Source organism: Azospirillum griseum, from assembly GCF_003966125.1.
In the GTDB taxonomy this organism is placed as follows: Bacteria; Pseudomonadota; Alphaproteobacteria; order Azospirillales; family Azospirillaceae; genus Azospirillum; species Azospirillum griseum.
In genome coordinates this window covers 51,594-73,305 of the sequence record NZ_RXMA01000028.1, presented here as the reverse complement: position 1 = coordinate 73,305, position 21,712 = coordinate 51,594, and the positions used below count along the sequence as shown (strand labels likewise).

Genomic DNA, 21,712 nt, shown 5'->3' with positions numbered 1-21,712 from the left:
GCCTGCGGCTGGCGCGATCTGGTCTGGCGCTCCTGCGGCTTCGACGCCTGCGGCTGGTGCGATCTGGTCTGGTGCTCCTGCGGCTTCGACGCCTGCGGCGGCGACCCCGGCTGCGGCGATGCCTGCGGCTGGCGCGATCTGGTCTGGCGCTCCTGCGGCCTCGACGCCTGCGGCGGCGACTCCGGCTGCGGCGATGCCTGCGGCTGGTGCGATCTGGGCCGGTCAACCGGCGGCTTCGCCCGCACCGACCGCCGAGACACAACCGAGCGGCGAGGCGGGCTGATCCCGTCACCGCGTTGGTCAGGCCGTCGTCCGAGGCGGCGGTCTGGCCAATGTGGTGTTGCGGTGTGCTGGGCCGGTGTGAACCGGCCCAGCGCCGCGACAGAGTGGGTTGACCGCACCGTGTTTCTTGTGCGGCGTGACCGTTGTCCAGGGGGCGCTCAGGCCAATTGTTTGGGGCCAGTTGTTTGGGGCCACCTGGAGGATGACGACGGGCAGGAGTTGCGGTTTGCGTGTCGATGCCGTTGATGCGAATCATCGTCGCTGTAGCCGTCGGGCCGTGTTGCCCGATGCCGTTCACGCGTTGACCGACCGGAGTTGTGCATCCTGTTTTCCGCCATGACCGACCATTCGTCGCCGCAGGTTGAGCCGGGAATTCGGCTTGGCAGCGCCATGCACCGCGCCACAAAGCGATTCTTCCAGGGCACGCATCGAACCGCCACACCGGACGAAACGCTGGCGCGCATCTCCCCCCATCTTGCCCGCTGCGGCATCACCCGTTTGGCCGACGTCACCGGGTTGGACCGGCTGGGCATTCACACCGTTCTGGGCCACCGGCCCAACAGCCCGACGCTGTCGGGCAGCGCTGGCAAGGGCTTCAGTCTGGTCGCGGCCACGGTGTCGGCGGCGATGGAGGCCATCGAGTTCCATCACGCGGAAAACGTCCGCCTCCCCTATGTCGAGGCGTGCTGGAACGATTTGCCGCCCGACGCCCGCATCCCGGTGGAGCGGCTTCCCGGCACCAAGAACGGCTCCTTCCGCGCCGACCGCCCGGAATTCTGGACCTGGGGGTGGGATTTGCTGTCCAACCGCCCGGTGGCGGCCCCCTGGTCGTCCGTGGCCCTCTACGGCTTTCCCGTGCCCAACGCTGGTGTGCGCAGCCTGTGCGCCATGGGAACCAACGGCCTGGCCAGCGGCAACCACATTCTGGAGGCGGTCGCCGCCGGTCTGTACGAGGTGATCGAGCGCGATTCGGTTGCCTGCTGGCGTTTCGTCTCCGAACGGATGGGACTCGCCCTGCCGCGCGTCGATCTGCGGACGGTGGACAGCCCGGTGGTGCAGGACCTGCTGCGCCGCTTTGACGAGGCCGGGATTTGCCCGCTGCTGTACGACGTGACCACCGAAATGGGCGTGCCGACCTTCTCCGCCACGGTCTATGACCGGGACGTGCGCAAAAGCGGCATGCATCGCGGCTATGGCACGCATCTGGAACCGGCGGTGGCGATGTCGCGCGCCTTGACCGAGGCGGTGCAGTCGCGGCTTGTGCTGATCGCCGGGTCGCGCGACGATTTTTTCCGGCGTGACTTGCAGCGCAACCAGAACGGCGACGGCACGGCGGAGGTGCAGCGCATCGAATCCCAACCGGCGACGGTGGACGCGCGACGCCACCCCGACCGCTCGACCCCGACCTTTGAGGGCGACATCGCCCTGTTGCTCGGGGCCTTGCGGCATTGTGGGGTTGAGCAGGTTCTGGTGTTCGACCTGACCCTGCCGGAGATCGGCATCCCGGTCATCCGCGTGGTGGTCCCGGGGCTGGAAGGGTATGGGTTTGATTTCTATACGCCGGGCGCGCGTCCGGTGGCCTTCGCCAACGCGATGGCCGCCTTTGCCACGCGGTCGGCGGGAGCGGTCCCATGAAAATCTGTGTCTTTCTTGGCCCGACCATGCCGGTGGCCGACGCCCGTGCCCTTCTGCCCGACGCCGTCTATCTGCCGCCCGCCGCGCAGGCCGATCTGTTGAGCGCGATGACGATCCATCGCCCCGACGCCATCGCCCTGATCGACGGGGTGTTCGGGCAATCGCTGTCGGTGTGGCACAAGGAGATCCTGTTCGCCCTGCACAACGGCGTGGCCGTGTATGGCGCGTCAAGCATGGGGGCGTTGCGGGCGGCGGAATGCCAGCCCTACGGCATGATTCCCGTCGGGGCGGTGGCGGCGGACTATGCCGCCGGTCGCCTGAGCGGCGATGACGAGGTGGCGCTTGCCCACGCCGGGGCGGAGGACGGCTATTTCCCGCTCTCCGAACCGCTGGTCAATCTGCGCGCCAGTCTGGCGGCGGCGCGCGCGGCGGGCGTGATCGATCCGGCGCTGCACGACCGGATCATCGCGGCCGCCAAGGCGCGCTTCTTCCCGGAGCGCACACGCGATCGCATTTGGGCCGACGCCGCCCTGACCGAAGCGGAGGCCGCGCGGCTCGACGCCTTTCTGGCGACCAACGCGGTGGACCAGAAGCGGTTGGACGCCGAAGCCCTGCTGACCCATCTGCGCGGTCTGGATTCGGTGCCACGCCCGGCTCCGTTCGCCTTCAACGTCTCCCATTATTTCGAGGCGCTGTACGAACGCGACCGCCGGGTCGCCCATGACGGCCACACGGTGCCGCTGTCGGACATCGCCAGCCACGCGGCGCTGCACCGTCCGGATTTCGCCGACATCAACGCGGCGGCGCTGGGGCGGCTGCTGATCGTGCAATTGGCCGCCAGCGTCGGCGTTGCCGCTGACGCCGGGATGATCGCCGACGAGTTGCGCCGTTTCTGCGCGGCCCGTGGGTTGGATGGTCCGGAGGCGTTGGCCGATTGGGCGCGCCGCAACGATCTGACCGAGCCGGAATTTGCCGACTTCATCGCCGAACTGGCGGTGGAGCGGGCGATGCGGCTCTGGCTGGTCGGTCGGCGTTACCTGACCCGCACCACAAAGCCGGTGTTGAACGAGTTGCGGCGGCGCGGGATTTACGAAAAGACCGCCGCCGACGCCGCGCTGGCGCAACGGGTGATGGAGTTGCATTTCGCCGACGCCAGTCAGCAGCCCAACCTGACCATGGACGAGTTGATCCTGGATCATCACACCAACAGCCAGGGCCGGATCGATGGACCGCTGGAGGCGTGGGCGCTGGAGTCCGGCTTCAAGGACGCGTTGGATTTGCGCATCGACCTGATGCGGGCTAAGCAGGTGCGGGATCTGTTCCGCCAACTGGCCGAGGAGGCTGGAGCGGCGCTGCGACGCGAGGAGACAACAGCATGAGCGACGTGACGATTCGCATCCCCACGCCCCTGCGTGGCTTTGTCGGCGGGCGGGATCAGGTGGAGGTTCCGGGGGCGACGGTGCGCGAGGCGTTGACCGCGCTCACCGCCGGGCAGGCGGCGTTTCAGGACCGGCTGTTCACCGCCGAAGGCGATCTGCGCCGATTCGTGAATGTGTATCTCGGGCGTGACGATGTGCGTCGGCTGGGCGGCCTGGACACCAGCCTGTCCGCCGGGGCCACCCTGACGGTGATGGTCGCCCTGGCGGGCGGTTGACGAAGGAGTTGGGGATGAGCCTGAAGGATCGCCGCCTGGCCGAACTGCGCGCCCGCATCCCCGAAGTGGGGGCGGAGGAGGCGTTGCGCCTGCAACGCGACGGCGCGCTGTTGATCGACGTCCGCGAGGACGAGGAGACCGCCACCGGCAGCCCGGTCGGGGCGCTGCGTCTGCCGCGCGGCTTTCTGGAATTGCGGATCGAGGAAAAGGCCGCCGATCCGGCCCGTCCGCTGGTGCTGATGTGCGCCGGTGGCGCGCGGTCGCTGTTCGCGGCGGAGGATCTGACGCGACTGGGTTACGCCGATGTGCGGTCGCTGGCGGGTGGCTTTTCCGCCTGGAAGGCGGCGGGTCTGCCGGTGGAAACCCCGCCGCAATTGGACTCCGCCCAGCGTGAGCGTTACCGCCGCCACCTGACCATGCCGGAGGTGGGGGAGGCCGGGCAGCATCGGCTGTTGCGCAGCCGGGTCGCTCTGATCGGCGCGGGCGGTCTGGGATCGCCCATCGCGCTCTATCTGGCCGCTGCCGGGGTCGGGCGTCTCACCCTGATCGACGACGACAAGGTGGAACGCAGCAACCTGCAACGCCAGATCCTGCACGCCGAAAGCCGCCTGGGGCAGCGCAAGGTCGACAGCGGGCGTTCGGCTCTGCTCGACCTCAATCCGACGATCGAGGTGGTGGCCCACGACACCCGGCTCGATGCCGGCAACGTGCTGGAGTTGTTGGGCGGTCATGACGTGGTGGTCGACGGGTCGGACAATCTGCCGACGCGCTATCTGGTCAACGACGCCTGCCTGCGGCTGGGTGTGCCGAATGTCTATGGCGCGATTTTCCGCTTCGAAGGGCAGGTGTCGGTGTTTGGCGGGGCGGCCCCTGGTGTTCGGCCCTGCTACCGCTGCCTGTTCCCCGAACCGCCCCCGGCGGAATACGCGCCGTCCTGCGCCGAGGCCGGGGTGTTGGGGGTGTTGCCCGGCGTGATTGGGACCATCATGGCGGCGGAAACGATCAAGCTGCTGCTGGGGTTGGGCGAGCCGTTGGCCGGTCGCCTGCTGCTCTATGACGGTCTGCGCGGCGAATTCACCGAAATCAGCGTTCCGGTCGACCCCGACTGCCCATCCTGTGCCCCGGGTGCGGTGGTGGCGCTTGAGGATATGGCGGCGGTGTGCGGCGTGTGAGAAACGATGACCGCAGGCCGTCGCGTCAGGCGGCCTGCGTTTGCGCGATGATGCTGTTGACCATCTTCTTCAGTTCCACGAAGTCCACCGGCTTCGTCACCAGATCCGTGGCACCGATGTCCAGCGCCCGGCGGCGATTCTCAATGTCGCCATAGGCCGTGACCATGATCACTGGAACGTCGGGCGACTGCGCGCGCAGGCGTTGGAGCAAATCCAGCCCGCTCATGCCCGGCATGTTGATGTCACTCAACACCAGAAAGGTTTCCGGCGTCAGCCCTGACGCCAAGCTTTCCAGCGCCTGTTCGGCGGATGTGGCGAAATGAAACGCAACCTGACCGTTGCGAAGCTCCGCACGGAAACGTTGTTTGAACAGCTCCGCGACGTCGGGTTCGTCATCGACGACAAGAATTCCGAGTGTCATGTCTTCCGGCGCTCCCCTAGCGCCATCGCCGTTGCGGCGCGTGGCAGCGTGATCGTGAACTCTGCATGATCGTTTTCAACGCTGGATACGTCAAAACGGCCCCTGTGTTGATGTACCACGATGTCATAGCTGAGAGAAAGACCTAAGCCGGTGCCCTCACCCGTTGGTTTTGTTGTAAAGAATGGCGCAAAGACTTTTTCAATTACGGTTTGCGGCATGCCAATTCCATTGTCGCGAACCCGAATTTCAATTCGATCATTGCGATCAATAGTTGCTATGGTCAGCGTTGGGCTGTATCCGCCAGTGCTGTCCAGCGTTTGCCGTTTGCGCAAGGCGTAAAAGGCGTTGGTGAAGAGATTCACCAGGACGCGGGATATGTCCTGCGGAACGATCTTCAGCGTGCCGATGGCCGGATCGTAACGGCGCACGAACGCCGTGTTGAAATCACGATCCTGGGCGCGCACCGCGTGATAGGCCAGCGCCAGAGCCTCGTCAACCAGCGCGTTGACGTCGGTCTCCTGCCATTCGCCACCGCCGCCGCGCGAATGGGCCAGCATGCTTTTGACGATGCTGTCGGCCCGGCGGCCATGGTTGGCGATCTTCAGCAGATTGCCTTTCAGGCTGTCGATGAGGTCGTCGGCCTCGGCGCGGGCGTCGGCGCTCAACCGGGCATCCATCGGCCCCAGCAGTTCCAGCAGCTCGTCCAGCAGTTCCCCGGAGAGGTCGGCGAAGTTGTTGACGAAGTTGAGGGGGTTTTTCAGCTCGTGCGCGATGCCGGCGGTCAGCTGCCCCAGCGACGCCATTTTTTCCTGCACGATCAATTGCTGCTGGGTGTCCTGCAACTCGCGCAGAAGGGTTTCGGCGTGCTCCTTGGCCTCGCGCAGTTCATCTTCGATCCGCTTGCGGTCGGTGATGTCCATGTGGGTGACGACCATACCGCCGTCGGCGCGCGGCGCGGTGCGGATGTCGAGCACCCGACCGCTGGGGACCCGCCGTTCGGCGTTGTGCGCGCCCTTGCGCGTCAACTGCGCCCGCATCATCGCGATCTTTTCCGATGGGGTACCATCGCCGTAATCGCCGCGTTCGTGGTTGTAGTGCAGCATCACGTCCATCGGCGTGCCGGGCGGGAACAGGCCGGGCGGGTAATCCCACAGCCGCAGCATCTCGCTGTTCAGCCCCTCCATCCGTCCTTCGGAATCGAGCATCAGAACGCCGTTGGGCATGGCGTCGATGGCGGCCTGGAGCCGCTGCCATTGGTGTGGCAGTTCGATGAAACCGGTGTGGGGGCGGACCTGGGCCAACATCTCCATCACCGCCGGTTGCCCACCCCAATCCACCGGCTCCAGCAGCTGATCGAACCACTGCAGATCATGGTTGGCGCGAAAGCGTTTGATCCGGCGGACATCGTGGCGGATCACCCCGGACAGGCAGCGCGCATAGGCCTGCCGTTCGGCGTAAACCGCGTCTTCGGGGACCAGATCCAGCACGCTGGGCAGCACCAGAATGTCGTCGGGAGCCTCATAACCCAGCAGGCGGGCCAACCCCTCGTTGCAATGGAGGATGTGGTCGCCGCGATGGATCAACAAACCGGGAATGACCGACAGCACCTGATCGCGGTAGCGCCGGGCGCTGTCCAGCGTGCCCTTTACGGTGTCGGGTGGTGGGGTTGCGGGACCCTCTTCGGCCACCGGCTGATCGCGTCCGGTGTCGTCATCGTTGCTCACCACCGTCATGGCCGTCCCGCACCTGTTTGCTCATCGCCGTGGGGTATTGTGAGTCAGGCAAAGCGGCGGCGCAATCAGGACGAAGCCGAGGCGGCGCAGAAGAGGGCGGGCCGAATCACCGGAATCATCCGGTTGCGGGTCATCCGGTCAGGGGGCATCCAGCGGCAGTTGCAGGATGACGGTGGTGCCAAGGTTCGGCAGGCTGTCCACCGCGATTTCACCGGCCAGCTTGCCGGTGACGAGATTGAACACGGCGTACAGGCCCAACCCCATGCTGCCCGCCCCGCGCCGGGTGGTGGCAAAGGGTTGGAACAGGCGTGGCAGGATTTCCTGGGGAATCCCCCGACCGTTGTCGGTGATCCGAAGGTCGATCCGGCCATCGCCCTGAAGGCGGGCGACCACCGACACGCGCCCGCCGGGCTTCTGGTCGAAGGCGTGGGCAAAGGCGTTGGTCAACAGCGCGATCAGCACCTCGGTCAAGGCACCGGGGTAGGTGTCGAGCGCCAACCCGTCCGGGCAATCCATGACCAGCTCATGCCCGGCGGCAGCGGGTTGGACGCGCACCGCCAGAACGAGATCGCTCAGATACTCCCGCAGGTCGAACCGGCTGCGCGGCGACGACGCCTTGCCCTCCGTCACCAGCTTCAGGCTTTGCACCAGCGCGGCGGCGCGCTCGATGTTGGTCACGAGCAGGGACGACACCTCGGTGGCGGTGGCGACGTAATCCTGGAAGTCGCTGCGGCGCAGTTGGCCGTCCTGGAAGGTCGAGGCAATCGAGCCGGACACCGATTGCAGATGGGTGGCGGCGGTCAGGGCGATGCCGACCGGGGTGTTGATCTCGTGCGCCACGGCGGTGATGAGCTGGCCGATCACCGCCATCTTCTCCGCACGGATCAGATCGCTCTGCATCCGTTCCAGGTCGCTCAACGCCTTCTCCGCCGCCTCTTTGGCGGTGCGCAGCGCCTCGGCCTGAACCTTGCGTTCGGTGATGTCGTAAAGCCAGACGATGTAGACCGCGCGCCCTTCATACACGGTGTGGTCAAAGGTCATGATCATCCAGACGGTGCTGCCGTCGTCGCGGATGAAATGCAGCTCATCGCTGCGCGCGATCTCGCCGTCGTGCAGGCGGGGCGGGTTGTATTCCCGCTCCTCGATGTGGCGGAACAGGGCGGTGGCCCCGCGCTGCCGCATGGAATCGGCGGTGACGCCGAACAGTTCGACGCTGCGTTGATTGCAGTACAGAAGCTCACCGGTTTCCGTCAGGATCGACACGCCGATCGGGCTGGTGTCGAGCACGCGCCGCAGCCGGGCGGCCTGCGCGCGGGACGCGGCTTCCGCCGTGCGGGTTTCCTGCAGGGCGTTGCGCAGCTTGCGCACCGTTTTGCAAGCGTCCAGCGTTTTGTGGATTGTGGCCTCGAGATCGGCAAAGTCGATCGGTTTGGTGATGAAATCAAACGCCCCGCGATTCATCGCCGCGCGGATGTTGCCCAGATCGCCATAGGCCGACACCATCACCGCGCGGATGTCGGCGTTGACCTGGGGCAGATGGTCGAGCAGCGACAAGCCATCCATGCCGGGCATGTTGATGTCGCTCAACACCATGTCGATGTCGGGATCGGCGCGCAGGGCGTTCAGCGCTTCCTGCCCGTCATACGCGAACAGGAACTCCAGCTCACCGGAACGAATGGAGCGGCGAAAGCGCTGGACGATCAGCGCTTCCACATCCCGTTCGTCATCAACGACCAAAATCTTTCCCATCCGGCTTCCTAACGCCCATCCGAAACATCAAGGGATTGTCTGTGTCGAACCATGCACTGGCCGGAGAAGGATGCCAGTGGACGATCCCCCTCACCATAAGCGTCGAGGGTTTCAACGGGAAGAGGTCCGCCGCCGCGCCGCGCCGGAGTTGTGGAGTGGGTTTCGCTGAACAGACGGTGGGACCGCAACGCCGCTCCTGTTGCTCTCATGCCACGCGCACGTCATGGCCGGGATAGGACGTTAACATGACTGACGGCGGCGTGGAGAGGTTGGATTTTTGCGAATTGAAACAATGGGACGCTACCGATGGCTGCTCAGGTCGCCGGGCGATGGTCCGTGCAACAGCGGCAGGGTGAACCAGAAACAGGCACCCGCACCGGGGCGGCTGTCCACGCCGATCCGCCCGCCCAGATGCTCGACGATGCCCTTGCAGATGGCCAGCCCCAGCCCGGTCCCGGCGGGCTTGTCGGTCATCGGGTCACCCACCTGGCGGAAGCGGTCGAACACCGCGTCGTGATGCTCGGGGGCGATGCCGGGGCCGGTGTCGGTGACGCTGATTCGCACCGCCCCGTTGCCGGGTTCGGCGGCCAGCGTCACCCGTCCGCCCGGCGGGGTGAATTTGGCGGCGTTCGACAACAGATTGACCACCACCTGCACCAAACGGTCGTGATCGGCGCGCACCGGCGGCAGGTCGGCGGGAAGCGCGCTGTCCAGACGCACCCCGCGTTCCTGGAACAGCCCGGCGGTGGCCGCCGCCGCCTGCTCCAGCGCGCGGGCGGGGTCGAGCGATTCGATGGCCCAGTCCATCGCCCCGGCCTCGATCTTCGCCATGTCGAGCACCTCGTTGATGAGGCGGGTGAGGCGTTCGCTCTCGGCGATGATGATGGCAAGGAACGCGCGGCGCTGGTCCTCCTCGATGCCGGGATCGTCGTGCAGGATCTCGCTCAAGGCGCGAATCGAGGTCAGCGGCGTGCGCAGCTCGTGGGTGACGGTGGACAGGAACTCGTCCTTCAGCCGGTCCAGCGTCGTCAGCCGTTCGTTGGCGGCGCGCAGGGCGTCGGTGGCGCGCTCCAATTCGGCGGTCTTGATCTCCAGCGCCCGGCTGTGGGCCAGCGCGTGGCTGGTCTCGTCCAGCATCCGCAGCAGCTCCGCCGTGCCCACCGCCCCGCCCGGGGTGGCGGAGGCCAGGGCGACGCGGGCCGACGCCCCGCCGATGGCCCCGGCCAGCAGCCGTTCGGCCAGCCGCAACCGCTTCGGCCCGGCCAGCGCGTCGGGATCGTCTCCGGCGAAGGCGCGGGCGGCGCGCTGGGGACCAAGATAGCGGGCGAGCAGGCGCGACAGGTCGCCGACGCGCACCACCCCGCGCCCGTCGGTCGGCGCATCGGCGGCGTCGGTCCGCTCAAACACCTCGACGAAGGCGGCGGCCTGCGCCCGTTCCGCTGCGTCGGCGTGGTCGAACAGCGACAGCCCCAGCCACAGACCGAAGTTGACCAGCGCGCTCCAGAACAGGGCGTGGGTCAGCGGGTCGAACCCCTCCAGCCCGAACAGCGCGTAGGGGCGCAGGGCGGCCACGCCCCACGGTCCCGCCTCGATGAAGGACACCGGCAACCAGCCGGAACGGGCGAAGCTGGGCAGCAGCAGGGTGTAGGCCCAGACCAGCGTTCCGCCCGCCACCCCGGCCAAGGCCCCGCGCCGGGTCGCCCCGGTCCAATACAGCCCGCCGATCAGGGCCGGGGCGAACTGCGCCACCGCCGCGAAGGAAATCAGGCCGATGGACACCAGGGCGTAGGCCGATCCGGCCAGCCGGAAATAGAGATAGCCCAGCAACAGGATCACCGCGATGGCCCCGCGCCGGATCGCCAGCAGCAGCGGCGACAGGTCGGCGGCGCGCTCCAACGCCGCCGGGCGCAGGCGCAGCAGCAGTGGAATCACCAGATCGTTGCAGACCATGGTGGACAGCGCGACCGATTCGACGACGATCATCCCGGCGGCGGCCGACAGCCCGCCGAGAAAGACCAGCAGCGCCAACCCGTCGGCCCCGCTCGCCAGCGGCAGGGCCAGCACGAACAGGTCGGGGTCGAGGCTCGCGCCGAAGCGCAGCAGCCCCGCCGCCGCCACCGGCAGCACGAACAGGTTGATGAGCAGCAGATAGAGCGGGAACAGCCACAGCGCCCGGTTCAGGTGCCGTTCGTCGGTGTTCTCGATCACCGTCACCTGAAATTGCCGGGGCAGGCACAGCACCGCCGCCGCCGCCAGAATCAGGCTGGTGGTCCAGGCCCCGCCCTCCACCGCCGTGTCCACGGCGAACAGCCGGTGCAGGTCGGGTCGGGCGCGGGCGGCGTCGAACAGCGCCCCCGGCCCATCGTGCAGGCCCCAGACGACAAAGCCGCCCACCGCCAGGAAGGCGACCAGCTTGACCAGCGATTCGAAGGCGACGGCGGCGACCATGCCGGGGTGATGCTCGGCGGCGTCGATCTGCCGGGTTCCGAACAGGATGGCGAACAGCGCCATGATGGCGGCGATCAGGAATCCGTTGTCGAGGAAGAGGAGCCGGTCGGTGCCGGTGACGCTCCCCATATTGCCGGTGAGGGCGTCGAAGCTGACGGCGACCGCCTTCAGTTGCAGGGCGATGTAGGGGGTGACGCCGACCACGGCGGTCAGGGCCACCAACCCGCCCAGCAGCGGGCTGCGGCCATAGCGGCTGGCCAGGAAATCGGCGATGGAGGTGATGCGCTGGGTCTTGGCGATGCGCAACATCTTCCGCAGCAGCAACGGGGCCAGCAGCATCAGCAGGGTGGGGCCGAGATAGATGGGCAGGAAACCGACGCCCAACCCCGCCGCGCGCCCGACCGACCCGTAAAAGGTCCAGGTCGTGCAATAAACGCCCAGCGACAGCGCGTAGACGGTGGGCGACGCGATGACGCTGCGCCCCGCCGCCGCCCGCCGGTCCGCCCAATGGGCGATGGCGAACAGCGCGCCCAGATAGGCCAGCGACACGAACAGAACGCTGGTCCACGCCATGCCTCACCCCGTCCTGGTCATCGGGCCGCCATCCGCGCATCGGTCATCCGCGCCGCTCCGCCAGCAGGGCCGCCGCCGCGATCACCGCCGCCCAGACGAACAGGATGTGGGCGCAGAGCGGCGGCAGGCCGAACATCGCCCCATCGCCGCCGAACAGCCGCAGCAGCGGCGGGTTGAACAGCAGCAGGGCGAGCAGGAACAGGCCGATCAGCCGGTCGCGCCGGGGCGTGGGGCCAGCGTCCCGCCCAACAGCGTCCCGGCCATCCTCGCGGCCATCCGCCTTGTGTCCTTGCGGGGCGGGGCCGCCGGTCAAAAGGCCCGCTCCCGCGCGGCCAGCTCGACCAGGATGTTCGCGCCGCGAATGGCGTCGTCCAGCGTGGTGATGTTGCGGTCGCGCAGCATCTCCACCATCCGCAGGAACACCGCCGCCGTCACCAGACTGTCGCCGAGCGCGGTGTGGCGGTCCACCACGGCGATGCCCAGCCGTTCGGCGATGCCGTCCAGCGTGTGGTCGCCGTCGTTGCCCAGCAGCATCCGCGACAGCAGCATGGTGTCGAGAACCGGTCCGTCAAAGCGCACGCCGCTGGCCCGTTCCTTCATCTTCAGGAATTTCAGGTCGAACGCCGCGTTGTGCGCCACCATGACCGCGCCGGAGACAAAGGCGCGGAAGCCCGGCAGCACCTTGTCCACCGTCGGCTTGTCGGCGACCATGCCGTCGGTGATGCCGTGGAAGGGGATCGATTCGGCGGGGATCGGGCGTTGCGGGTTGACCAGCGCGTTGAAGGTCTCGCCGGTCAGGATGCGCCCGCCGACCACGCGGACGGCGGCGATCTGGATGATCTCGTCGCCGGTGCTGGGGGACAGGCCGGTGGTTTCGGTGTCGAACACCACATAATGCAGCCGGTCGAGCGGGGTGCGGCCCAGCTCGCTCGTCACCAACGGTTGGTGCAGCAGGCCGAAATCGAAAAATTCGGGCCGCGCGCTCGGCTTCAGCAGGGTGTGGGCGGCGGGGGGCGACTGGGCGGGCGGCAGCGGCACGCGCAGCCGGGCGAAGCCCGCGCGGTCGGGAACCGGTTCGCACCACACGGTGCTGCGGTGGTGCTGCAACACGTCGCCGACCGTCAGGCCGCCCAGCCCGCCGGGCAGGGGTTGGTCGAGCCAGCCATCCAGCGTCGCGCTGGGAATCGGCGACCCGGGCCACACCAGATCAAGATAGACCCAGCGGTCGCCGCTCTCCGCCGACAGGTCGAACGCGGTGGCCCCGGTCAGGGCGTGGACCGACCCGATCAGATGGCCGAACAGCACGACCAGGGTGTAGCTGTCGCCGTGCACCCATTGCGGCAGGCCGGTCAGGGTGACGCCGGTCGCCGCATCGGCCCCGACGCGGTGGCGCACCAGGGTGATGAGGTTGTTGGAATGGATGTCGCTCATCGGCCAACTGCCCGCCACGACGCTGCGGTAGGCCGAGGTGACGGTTTCCAGCCGCTGCGACAGGGCTTCGGTCGATTCCATCATCGCGCTTTCAAACGCGGCGCGGTCGGCCGGACCGAGATCGGGGTTGTCATAGAGGGTTTCCACCGCCGCGCGCAGGTTGGCGATGGGGGCGCGGAATCCCTCCGTCGCCTCGCGCAGCAGGGCGTCGCGCTGGCCCAGCGCCGCCAGCTCGCGGGTGGCGTCGGACAGGGTCAGGACATAGCCGGTGATGGTCGGCGGCTCCCCGGCGTCGGCCGGGGGGTCGGCCAGAATGGCGCTCATCCGCCCGGCCAGCAGGATGCGCCCGTCGGTGGTCGAGCCGATGAACTGCGCCGTCGTCCCGTGTTCGTGATCGACGTGCCGCCCCTCGCGCACCCGCAGCGTCAGCCGTTCCAGCGTGTGCGCCACCGGTTCGGCGACCAGCACATGCAGCAGCGACCGGCCCAGCCCGAGATCGCCGGTCAGATGCAGGATGTCCAAGGCGGTCTGGTTGTAGAGCAGCACCTGATGGCGGGTGTTGCAGACGATCACGCCTTCGTGCAGGTCGCGCAGCACGGCGGCGAGGCGGCCCTTCTGCTCCTCCGCCTTGGCGGTGGAGTCGGCGACGGTGCGGGCGACGTCGCGGCGCATCTGCGCCAGCTTGTCCGACAGATCGTTGACCGCCCGCGCGATGGGCTGGAGATCGCCGTAGCGCGCCAGCGGAACCCGCCCGCCCACGGCCCCCTCGGCGTTGCCATGGGCGATCAGCCCGGCCTCGCGGCTCAGGGTTTCGGCGGCGCGCAGCAGCCAGCGGTCCACCGCCAGCCACAGCCCCCACACCCCGGCGGCGATGGCTCCGGTCATGACGATGGCGTAGGTCAGCAGCGGGTCGGCGGCCCCGGAATCACGCACCACCGTTGTCAGCCCGATGGACAAGGCCACCAGCCCGCCCCCGACCAGCCGGAAGACCAGCGGGGCCATGCGGCGGGGCGGCGGGGATGGGGCGGGGGGGGCTGCGTTGGGCGCGGAGCTGGCGGTTCCGGTGGCGGGCAGGCTCATCGGCCGCCTCCCGCCGCTGGCGTCGTCGCGTCGGCGGTCACGCCCAGGATGCGGCGGACGGTGGCCAGCAGGTCGCGGGTGGAAAAGGGTTTGGTGATGTAGTCGGTCGCCCCCAGCGCCATGCCCTTCTGCCGTTCCACGTCGCGGCTTTTGGCCGTCAGCATGACGATCGGCAGGTCTTTCCAATCGGGGCTGGCGCGCAGCGTCTGGCAGACGTCGAACCCGTCACGCTTGGGCATCATCGCGTCCAGCAGGACGAGATCGGGGGTGAAGGCGGCGACGGACTGCAGCGCCTCGTCGCCGTTGCGGGCGACGCGCACCTCAAATCCGGCGCGTTGCAAAAGGACCTGGAGCGACAGGACGATGCTCGGCTCGTCGTCAACGACCAGGATGGTCGGCTTCATTGGGGGCTTCCTCCGGCTCGCCGGTCTTGTGCCGGCGTGTCTGTTTTTGCGTGCGCCCTGGAATGTCCATGGTACGAGCAAGCAGAAGCACGGATCAAGCCGCTGGCCGGGAGGGGCGACCAAAGTCAGGGGGGTGGCAGCGCCAAGGAAAAGCGGCCTTTTTCCAAAATTCCCCTCTGGGGGGGACAGTATGCCGCAGGCTGAAAACCGGTGACGGACGGCGGCGGATCCCATCCGCCCGCCGCCCGTTTTTCGGTCAACGCGTGGATACCGGGTAAGCGGGAACGCCCATCTTGGCCTTCACCTCGTCGGCGGCGCGCTGGGCGGCGGCCTTGTCGGCGTAACCACCGACGCGCACGGCGTGCCAGGTGTTGTTGGAACTGTCGGTCCAATCCAGCCCGAAGGCGGGGAATCCGGCCTTTTTCAGCGCCTGCACCTGTGCCGCCGCGTTGGCCGCAACCTTGTAGGAGCCGACCTGCACCGAATAGCGCCCGGCGGGCACCGCGTCGTCGTCCGCCGTGGCGGCGGGCGGGGTGCGGGCGGCGGGTGGGGCAGCCGGAACAGCGGCGGGTGTCACCGGCGGCGGGGCCGACGCCAACGGCACGGTCAGTGTGCCGGTGGTGGGCGTCACCGGCTTGACCGTGGCGGGCTTCGGTTCCGCTGCTTTCGGTTCGGTCGGTTTGAAGTCGGCGGGTTTTGGTTCGGCGGGCTTCGCCTCCGGCTTGGGCGCGTCGGCGGCCTTGGTGTCCACCGGCTTGGGCGGCGGGGGCGGGCGCTTGGCCGCCTCGCGCGGGTCCTTGGGCGGGGCCAGCATCGCCTGCAAGGCACCGGTGTCCGCCGTCTTCGCGGCTGGCTCGGTGGGCTTGGCGGGCGGGGCCGCCTCCGCGACCTTCGCCGTTGGCGGCGCGGCGGGCGCGTTGTGGGCAGGCGGTGCCGTTGGCGTGGCAGGGGGAGCGGACGCCGTGGGCGCGGTCGTGTGGGCGGTGTCGGCGGGTTTCGGCTCCACCGGTTTGGCCACCGGCGGCTTGGCGGCGGTGGCCGGAGCGGCGGTTGGCGGCAGCGGCGGCGGTTCAGGGACCTTCAGCGCGGGCGGCGGGGCAACCGGCGCGGCCCCGGCGGGCGGTGGTGGCGGAGCCGATGCGCTGGGCGGGGGCACCGGCAGCGCCGGTGTGGGCGGCGGCGCGGCGGGCGGGTTGACCGGTGCGCGCGCGATCAGGGATTCCGGCGCGGGGGTGGTCGGGCTGGCGGCGGGCGCGCGGGTGATCGCGGGTGCGGGCGGGACCAGCGGGGTGGTGACGGTCCCCGGTGCTTCGCTGGGCGCGCCAGCGGGATCAAGCATGACCACGCCAAACCCCACACCGGCGGCGGCGAGCAGCGCGACGGCGATCTTGCCGAACGGCAGCCCGCCGGACGCCTTCGGCTCCTCCTCCTCGTCGTCGAGTTCGGCGACGTCGTCGATGGGATCGGTCTTCAGGTCATCGTTCAGCGCGCGCAGCAGCTTGGCGATGTCTTCGCTTTCGGCGCTGGGCACGTCGGAGCCTTTGTCGGCGGCCTTCATTTCGTCTTTGAACGTCACGGCGGACAACGCATCCCGGAAGGAAACAGGGGCCGCCCCCGCCAAGCCCACGCAAACGCAGGCTGCGGCAACGACCCCAGTGTTCTAACGTATTTCCCCGACCGATCAAACCGCTATGCGGTCGCAGCCTGTGAGAAAGACCGGACGGGGGACCGCCGGGTCAGCCCTGGTGCGGCTTGGCCGGGTCGATCGTGGTGGCCGTGGCGGCGGCGGGCGCACTTTGCGGCTGGGTGTGCGGCTGAACCTGCGGCTGGACTGGTGCGGCCTGAACCGGCGCGGCTTGCGCCACCGGGGCCGGGGCGGGGGGCTGTTCCTCCTCGCCGTCCTTCAACCCCGCCTTGAAGGCTTTGACGCCCTTGGCGATGTCGCCCATCACCGAGGGCAGCTTGCCCGCGCCGAACAGGAGAAGGACGATCAGCAGAACGATGATCCAATGCCAGATGCTGAAGCTGCCCATGAGCGTGAAACCTTCGTGGTCGGGTCTGTGTTGCGGCGGGAACCGGGCGATCCCCCCGATGTGAGGGCGCGACCGCGTCCCGACAAGGGGGGAAAGGGGGTGTTCAGGGGGCCGGGCGGTCGCCCGCACCGTGGGGCGCACCGGGGGGAACGGGCGTCGCCGTCCCTTCCGGGATTTGGTGGCGCATGATGAGCGGGGTTTGCAGGGCGCTGAACAGCAGGGTCAGCGGCATGATGCCGAACACCTTGAAATTCACCCACGCGTCGGTGTCCAGGCTGCGCCAGACGACTTCATTGACCACCGCCAGGAACAGGAAGAACCAGGCCCAGCGGATGCCCATGGTCCGCCACCCGTCATCGCTCAACGACAGGACGGTGCCAAGCAGCCGTTTCATCACGTTGCGTTTGGTGATGTGGGCGACGAACAGCACGGCGGCGAACAGCAGATTGACCAGCGTCGGCTTGATCTTGATGAACAGGTCGCTTTGCAGCCACAGAGTCAATCCACCGAAGATCAGGACGAACCCGGCCCCGACGGCGGGCATCACCGGGATCCGGCGCTCCATGCGCCAGGACACCCCCAGCGACAGGGTGATCGCGACCATGAAGACGGCGGTGCCGACCATGATGCCGGCCTGGGAATTGGCGATGAAGAAGGCGGCGAGCGGGCCGGCCTCCGTCAGCAGGCGAAGGAGCGGAGTCATGCCCCTGACATAGCCCGAAACCGCCACAGCGTGAAAGGGGCGAAAGCGATCCGGAGGCCGGGTTTTGATGACGGTTTTGCGAACCCTTTTCTTTCGCGCGTTGCTCGTCTACCTCTTGCGCGCACATCGGTTCCGACTTTGGGGGAAAACGGGTATGGACGCGGCGGAAGTCAAGGACCTGATCGACGAGGCCCATGAAAACGAAAAGGGCAAGCACGGCGGCGGTGGGGAAGGCGGGCTGAAGGTTTCGACCGCCATTTACATCTCCATGCTGGCGGCGGTGCTGGCGATTGTCAGCGTCGCCGGATCGAACGCGGGCAAGGACATGATGGCCAGCGCCATCGAGGCGTCCGACAGCTTCGCTTATTATCAGGCCAAGACCCAGCGCCAGATCAGCCTGCGTCTGGCCGCCGACGAGCTGGAGTTGCTGAGCGCCGGCATGCCGCCGGAGGCCCAGGCCCGCGCCCTGAAGAAGTCGGCGGAATACCGCCAGAACGCCGACAAGATGGAGGCCGACGACGGCAAGAACAGCCGCAAGGATCTGCTGGCCAAGGCCAAGGCGGCGGAGGCCAAGCGCGACCACGCCGCCACCCAGGATCCCTATTTCGATTTCGCCGAAGGGCTGTTGCAGTTGGCCATCGTGCTGGCCTCGGTCTTCGCCATCACCAACATGACCTTCATCCTGTGGGTCAGCCGCGTGTTGGCGGCGGTCGGTCTGGCGCTGGCCATCGACGGTTTCACGCTGATTGCCCCGCTGCCCTTCCTGTAAAGGGACGCACCGCCCCCCGCCGCCGCTGTGCGGCGAGGGGCGGGGATCGTCACTGGAACGCCGCTTCGGCCAGACTGCGCAGCTTGCGGGAATGCAACGTCTCCATCCCGTGCACGCGCAGCAGCTCCATCGCCAGCATGCCGATCTTCAAATGCTGGTCCACCCGTTCGCGGTAAAAACGGTCGGCCATGCCCGGCAGCTTCAATTGCCCGTGCATCGGCTTGTCCGACACGCACAGCAAGGTGCCGTAGGGCACGCGGAAGCGGAAACCGTTGGCGGCGATGGTGGCGCTTTCCATGTCCAGCCCGATGGCGCGGCTCTGGCTGAAGCGCATCAGTGGCTCGCGGTGGTCGCGCAGCTCCCAATTCCGGTTGTCGATGGTCGCCACGGTCCCGGTGCGCATGATGCTTTTCAGGTCATAGCCCGACAGGCCGGTGACGCGCTCCACCGCCGTTTCCAGCGCGCGTTGGACCTCCGCCAGCGGCGGGACCGGCACCCACAGCGGCAAATCGGCGTCCAGCACATGGTCTTCGCGGACATAGCCGTGGGCCAGCACGTAATCGCCCAGCCGCTGGGTGTGGCGCAAGCCCGCGCAGTGGCCCAGCATGATCCAGGCGTGCGGGCGCAGCACGGCGATGTGGTCGGTGATGGTCTTGGCGTTGGACGGGCCGACGCCGATGTTGACGAGCGTGATGCCGTTGCCGTCGGGCCGCGTCAGGTGATAGGCGGGCATCTGCGGCATGCGGGCCAGCTTGGGCGTCACATCGTCGGGCGCATCGCCGGACGCGGTGGCGCGGTTGCGGTTGTGGGTGATGCCCTCGCCCGGTTCGACGAAGCGGTCATACTGGGCGCGGTCGGCGGCGGTGGCCGGGTCGTCGCTCGCCGTCATGATCTCGCGCGACAGGCGGATGAACTCGTCCACATAGAATTGATAGTTGGTGAACAGGACGAAGTTCTGGAAATGCTCCGGCCCGGTCGCGGTGTAGTGGCGCAGCCGGTGCAGCGAGAAATCGACGCGCGGCGCGGTGAACAGCGCCAGCGGCTTCACCGCGTCCGGCCCCAGATCCTCCACCCCGTTGACGATGGTGTCGTCCATCCGCGCCAGATCGGGCAGGTCGAACAGGTCGGGCAGGCGGGTCAGCCGGTCGGGCGGCAGATCGCCTTCCACATACAGCCCCTGGGGGAAGGCGAAATGGATGGGGATCGGCTCCTCGCTGACGCCGATTTCCAGCGGAACGCCGTGGTTGCGCAGCAGCAGCGAAAGCTGTTCGGTCAGGTAACGGTCGTACAGGTCGGGCCGGGTCAACGTGGTGGCGTGGGTTCCGGTGCCGCCGACGAAGCCATAGGCCAGACGGGTGTCCACCGCCGCGCTCGACCGGGTGGTCAGCCGGACATAGGGGTAATGGGCGCGGTTGCTGCCGCTGACCTCGCCACCGCCGGTGTAGGTGGAAAAGCGGTCGCGCAGATAGCCGGTGTTGCGGTCGTAGATGTCGCGGATGCAGGCCAGCGCGGCCTTGGCGTCTGTGAACTGGCCAACCGGGCCGGGCGGCAGGGGGAAATGGGGCATGGCGTCGGATCGGCCTCGCGCAACACAGGAGAGGTTTTGATTTTGGACAGCCCGCAGCACCGCCGCAACCGCAAAGACGGGGTGTGTGGCCATGATGTTGCGGGCATGGAAAAGGCCCGCCCCCTGTGGGGACGGGCCTTTTCCGAAACACGGCTCAACCGATCAGGGCGTGGCCCAAATCAGGAGGCAACCTTATCCAGCTCGCGCAGGATCGAATCGCCCATGACGGTGGTGGAGCAACGGGCCATGCCGGGGGCCATGATGTCGGCCGTGCGCATGCCGCCGCCCAGCACGTTCTGGATGGCCTTTTCGATCAGCTTGGCGTCCTCGTCCAGATCGAACGAGTAGCGCAAGGCCATCGCGAAGGACAGCAGGGTGGCGCAGGGGTTGGCCAGATCGCGCCCGGCGATGTCCGGGGCCGAACCGTGCACCGGCTCATACATCGCCTTGCGCTTGCCGTTGGCGTCGGGCGCGCCGAGCGAAGCCGACGGCAGCATACCGAGCGAGCCGGTCATCATCGACGCTTCGTCCGACAGGATGTCGCCGAACAGGTTGTCGGTGACGATGACGTCGAACTGCTTGGGGTTCTTCAGCAGCTGCATGGCGCCGTTGTCGGCGTACATGTGCTCCAGCGTCACGTCGGAGTATTCCTCCTGGTGCAGCTTGGTCACTTCCTGCCGCCACAGCAGGCCGGATTCCATGACGTTCGCCTTTTCCATCGAGTGGACCTTGTTGTTGCGCTTGCGCGCCAACTCGAAGGCCACGCGGGCGACGCGGCGGATTTCCGACGTGGTGTAGACCTGGGTGTTGACGCCGCGACGCTCGCCGTTGCCGATGTCGGTGATGCCGCGCGGCTCACCGAAATAGACGCCGCCGGTCAGCTCGCGGACGATCATGATGTCCAGGCCACGGATGACGTCGGCCTTCAGGGTGGAGGCATCGACCAGCGCGTCGAACACCACCGCCGGGCGCAGGTTGGCGAACAGGCCGAGTTCCTTGCGCAGGGCCAGCAGACCGGCTTCCGGACGCTTGGTGTAATCGGTCGGGTTGTCCCACTTCGGCCCGCCGACCGCGCCCAGCATCACGGCGTCGGACGCCAGCGCTTCGGCCAGGGTGGCGTCGTTCAGCGGCACGCCATAGGCGTCGATGGCCGCACCGCCGACCAGACCTTCCGACACGTCGAACGTCACGCCGCGCTTGCGGTCCATCCAATCGATGACCCGACGGACCTGACGCATGACCTCCGGCCCGATACCATCGCCGGGGAGGAACAGAAGCTTCTTATTGGCGGGCATGGCGCGCGCTCTCCCAAAGACTGACGTCGAAAACTCGTGAAAGCGGGCGGGGCGACCGGGGCCGACCCGCCCATGGACCAACCGCGATCAGACCGCCAACCAGGGCTGTTCGGTGCGGCGCTTGGCCTCGAAGCTGTCGATCCGCGACACTTCCTGAAGCGTCAGGCCGATGTCGTCCAGGCCGTTCAGCAGGCAATGCTTGCGGAAGGGGTCCAGCTCGAACGGGATCGAACCGCCATCCGGGCCGGTGATGGTCTGGTTTTCCAGATCCACCGTGACCACGGCGTTGGACCCGCGCGACGCGTCGTCGAGCAGCAGATCCACCTGCTCCTTGGGCAGCTTGATCGGCAGGATGCCGTTCTTGAAGCAGTTGTTGTAGAAGATGTCGGCGAAGCTGGGGGCGATGATGCAGCGGATGCCGAAATCGGCCAGCGCCCACGGCGCGTGCTCGCGCGAGGAGCCGCAGCCGAAATTGTCACCGGCGACCAGGATCTTGGCCTGACGGTAGGCGGGCTTGTTCAGCACGAAATCGGCGACTTCCCCACCGTCGGTGGTGTAGCGCATCTCGTCGAACAGATGCTTGCCCAGTCCCGTCCGCTTGATGGTCTTCAGGAACTGCTTGGGGATGATCATATCGGTGTCGATGTTGATCATCGGCAGCGGCGCCGCGACGCCGGAGAGAACCGTAAACTTTTCCATCGCCTAAAATCCTGTCGCGCAAGAAGGCGCAAGCGTGCGCATGCGGAGTGTCGGTGAATAGCAG

At 67.7% G+C, this 21,712-nt stretch carries 19 protein-coding genes; 6 read left to right on the top strand and 13 right to left on the bottom strand.

Going from position 1 to position 21,712, the window contains the following annotated elements:
- From EJ903_RS27395 to moeB, 5 genes are all read left to right on the top strand, one after another.
- On the top strand, window positions 1-528 hold a 528-nt coding region (locus tag EJ903_RS27395), incomplete at its 5' end, for a hypothetical protein (RefSeq protein WP_210211505.1).
- A gap of 90 nt (window positions 529-618) precedes the next feature.
- Window positions 619-1,917: a YcaO-like family protein gene (locus EJ903_RS21905; RefSeq protein WP_126619469.1), complete on the top strand. Its 1,299-nt coding sequence runs from the start codon at window positions 619-621 to the stop codon at window positions 1,915-1,917.
- Entirely contained in the window at window positions 1,914-3,296 is a 1,383-nt protein-coding gene (locus tag EJ903_RS21900; protein WP_126619467.1) for a TfuA-like protein, read from the top strand. Before EJ903_RS21905 ends, EJ903_RS21900 begins: the two co-directional genes overlap by 4 nt.
- Window positions 3,293-3,571, top strand: coding sequence for a MoaD/ThiS family protein (locus EJ903_RS21895; RefSeq protein WP_246015835.1), 279 nt, complete (start codon window positions 3,293-3,295; stop codon window positions 3,569-3,571). The genes EJ903_RS21900 and EJ903_RS21895 overlap by 4 nt, the downstream gene beginning before the upstream one ends.
- 14 nt (window positions 3,572-3,585) lie before the next feature.
- Window positions 3,586-4,743 carry a molybdopterin-synthase adenylyltransferase MoeB gene (gene moeB, locus EJ903_RS21890; protein ID WP_126619465.1) on the top strand — a complete coding sequence of 386 codons (1,158 nt, stop codon included), beginning with the start codon at window positions 3,586-3,588 and terminating at the stop codon, window positions 4,741-4,743.
- A gap of 25 nt (window positions 4,744-4,768) precedes the next feature.
- Here moeB and EJ903_RS21885 read toward each other — a convergent pair whose 3' ends face one another.
- The 10 genes from EJ903_RS21885 to EJ903_RS21840 form a co-directional block, all read right to left on the bottom strand.
- Window positions 4,769-5,164, bottom strand: a complete 396-nt coding sequence (locus tag EJ903_RS21885) for a response regulator (protein ID WP_126619463.1) — start codon at window positions 5,162-5,164, stop codon at window positions 4,769-4,771.
- Window positions 5,161-6,897, bottom strand: a complete 1,737-nt coding sequence (locus EJ903_RS21880) for a PAS-domain containing protein (RefSeq protein WP_126619461.1) — start codon at window positions 6,895-6,897, stop codon at window positions 5,161-5,163. Before EJ903_RS21880 ends, EJ903_RS21885 begins: the two co-directional genes overlap by 4 nt.
- Before the next feature lie 138 nt (window positions 6,898-7,035).
- Window positions 7,036-8,646, bottom strand: a complete 1,611-nt coding sequence (locus EJ903_RS21875) for a response regulator (protein WP_126619459.1) — start codon at window positions 8,644-8,646, stop codon at window positions 7,036-7,038.
- 300 nt (window positions 8,647-8,946) lie between these two features.
- Window positions 8,947-11,667, bottom strand: a complete 2,721-nt coding sequence (locus tag EJ903_RS21870; RefSeq protein WP_126619457.1) for a sensor histidine kinase — start codon at window positions 11,665-11,667, stop codon at window positions 8,947-8,949.
- A gap of 43 nt (window positions 11,668-11,710) precedes the next feature.
- Window positions 11,711-11,980, bottom strand: a complete 270-nt coding sequence (locus EJ903_RS21865) for a hypothetical protein (protein ID WP_126619455.1) — start codon at window positions 11,978-11,980, stop codon at window positions 11,711-11,713.
- The gene (locus tag EJ903_RS21860) at window positions 11,977-14,178 is read right to left on the bottom strand and encodes a 3'-5' exonuclease (RefSeq protein WP_126619453.1); all 2,202 of its coding nucleotides are present in this window, start codon (window positions 14,176-14,178) and stop codon (window positions 11,977-11,979) included. Before EJ903_RS21860 ends, EJ903_RS21865 begins: the two co-directional genes overlap by 4 nt.
- Window positions 14,175-14,582: a response regulator transcription factor gene (locus EJ903_RS21855; RefSeq protein WP_126619451.1), complete on the bottom strand. Its 408-nt coding sequence runs from the start codon at window positions 14,580-14,582 to the stop codon at window positions 14,175-14,177. Before EJ903_RS21855 ends, EJ903_RS21860 begins: the two co-directional genes overlap by 4 nt.
- Before the next feature lie 256 nt (window positions 14,583-14,838).
- The gene (locus EJ903_RS21850) at window positions 14,839-16,158 is read right to left on the bottom strand and encodes an SPOR domain-containing protein (protein WP_126619449.1); all 1,320 of its coding nucleotides are present in this window, start codon (window positions 16,156-16,158) and stop codon (window positions 14,839-14,841) included.
- Window positions 16,159-16,318: 160 nt separating this feature from the next.
- The gene (locus EJ903_RS21845; protein WP_126619447.1) at window positions 16,319-16,615 is read right to left on the bottom strand and encodes a twin-arginine translocase TatA/TatE family subunit; all 297 of its coding nucleotides are present in this window, start codon (window positions 16,613-16,615) and stop codon (window positions 16,319-16,321) included.
- Window positions 16,616-16,718: 103 nt separating this feature from the next.
- Entirely contained in the window at window positions 16,719-17,318 is a 600-nt protein-coding gene (locus EJ903_RS21840) for a septation protein A (protein WP_126619445.1), read from the bottom strand.
- A gap of 154 nt (window positions 17,319-17,472) precedes the next feature.
- On the opposite strand from EJ903_RS21840, the gene EJ903_RS21835 reads away from it, so the two are divergent.
- Window positions 17,473-18,087, top strand: a complete 615-nt coding sequence (locus EJ903_RS21835) for a DUF4337 domain-containing protein (RefSeq protein ID WP_158627972.1) — start codon at window positions 17,473-17,475, stop codon at window positions 18,085-18,087.
- Window positions 18,088-18,136: 49 nt separating this feature from the next.
- Here EJ903_RS21835 and EJ903_RS21830 read toward each other — a convergent pair whose 3' ends face one another.
- The 3 genes from EJ903_RS21830 to leuD form a co-directional block, all read right to left on the bottom strand.
- Complete coding sequence (locus EJ903_RS21830; protein WP_126619441.1) at window positions 18,137-19,654, bottom strand: AMP nucleosidase; 1,518 nt, start codon at window positions 19,652-19,654, stop codon at window positions 18,137-18,139.
- A gap of 179 nt (window positions 19,655-19,833) precedes the next feature.
- On the bottom strand, window positions 19,834-20,949 hold the full coding sequence (gene leuB / locus EJ903_RS21825; RefSeq protein WP_126619439.1) for a 3-isopropylmalate dehydrogenase: 1,116 nt from the start codon (window positions 20,947-20,949) through the stop codon (window positions 19,834-19,836).
- Between the two features lie 87 nt (window positions 20,950-21,036).
- Window positions 21,037-21,648, bottom strand: coding sequence for a 3-isopropylmalate dehydratase small subunit (gene leuD / locus EJ903_RS21820; RefSeq protein WP_126619437.1), 612 nt, complete (start codon window positions 21,646-21,648; stop codon window positions 21,037-21,039).
- Window positions 21,649-21,712 lie beyond the last annotated feature (64 nt).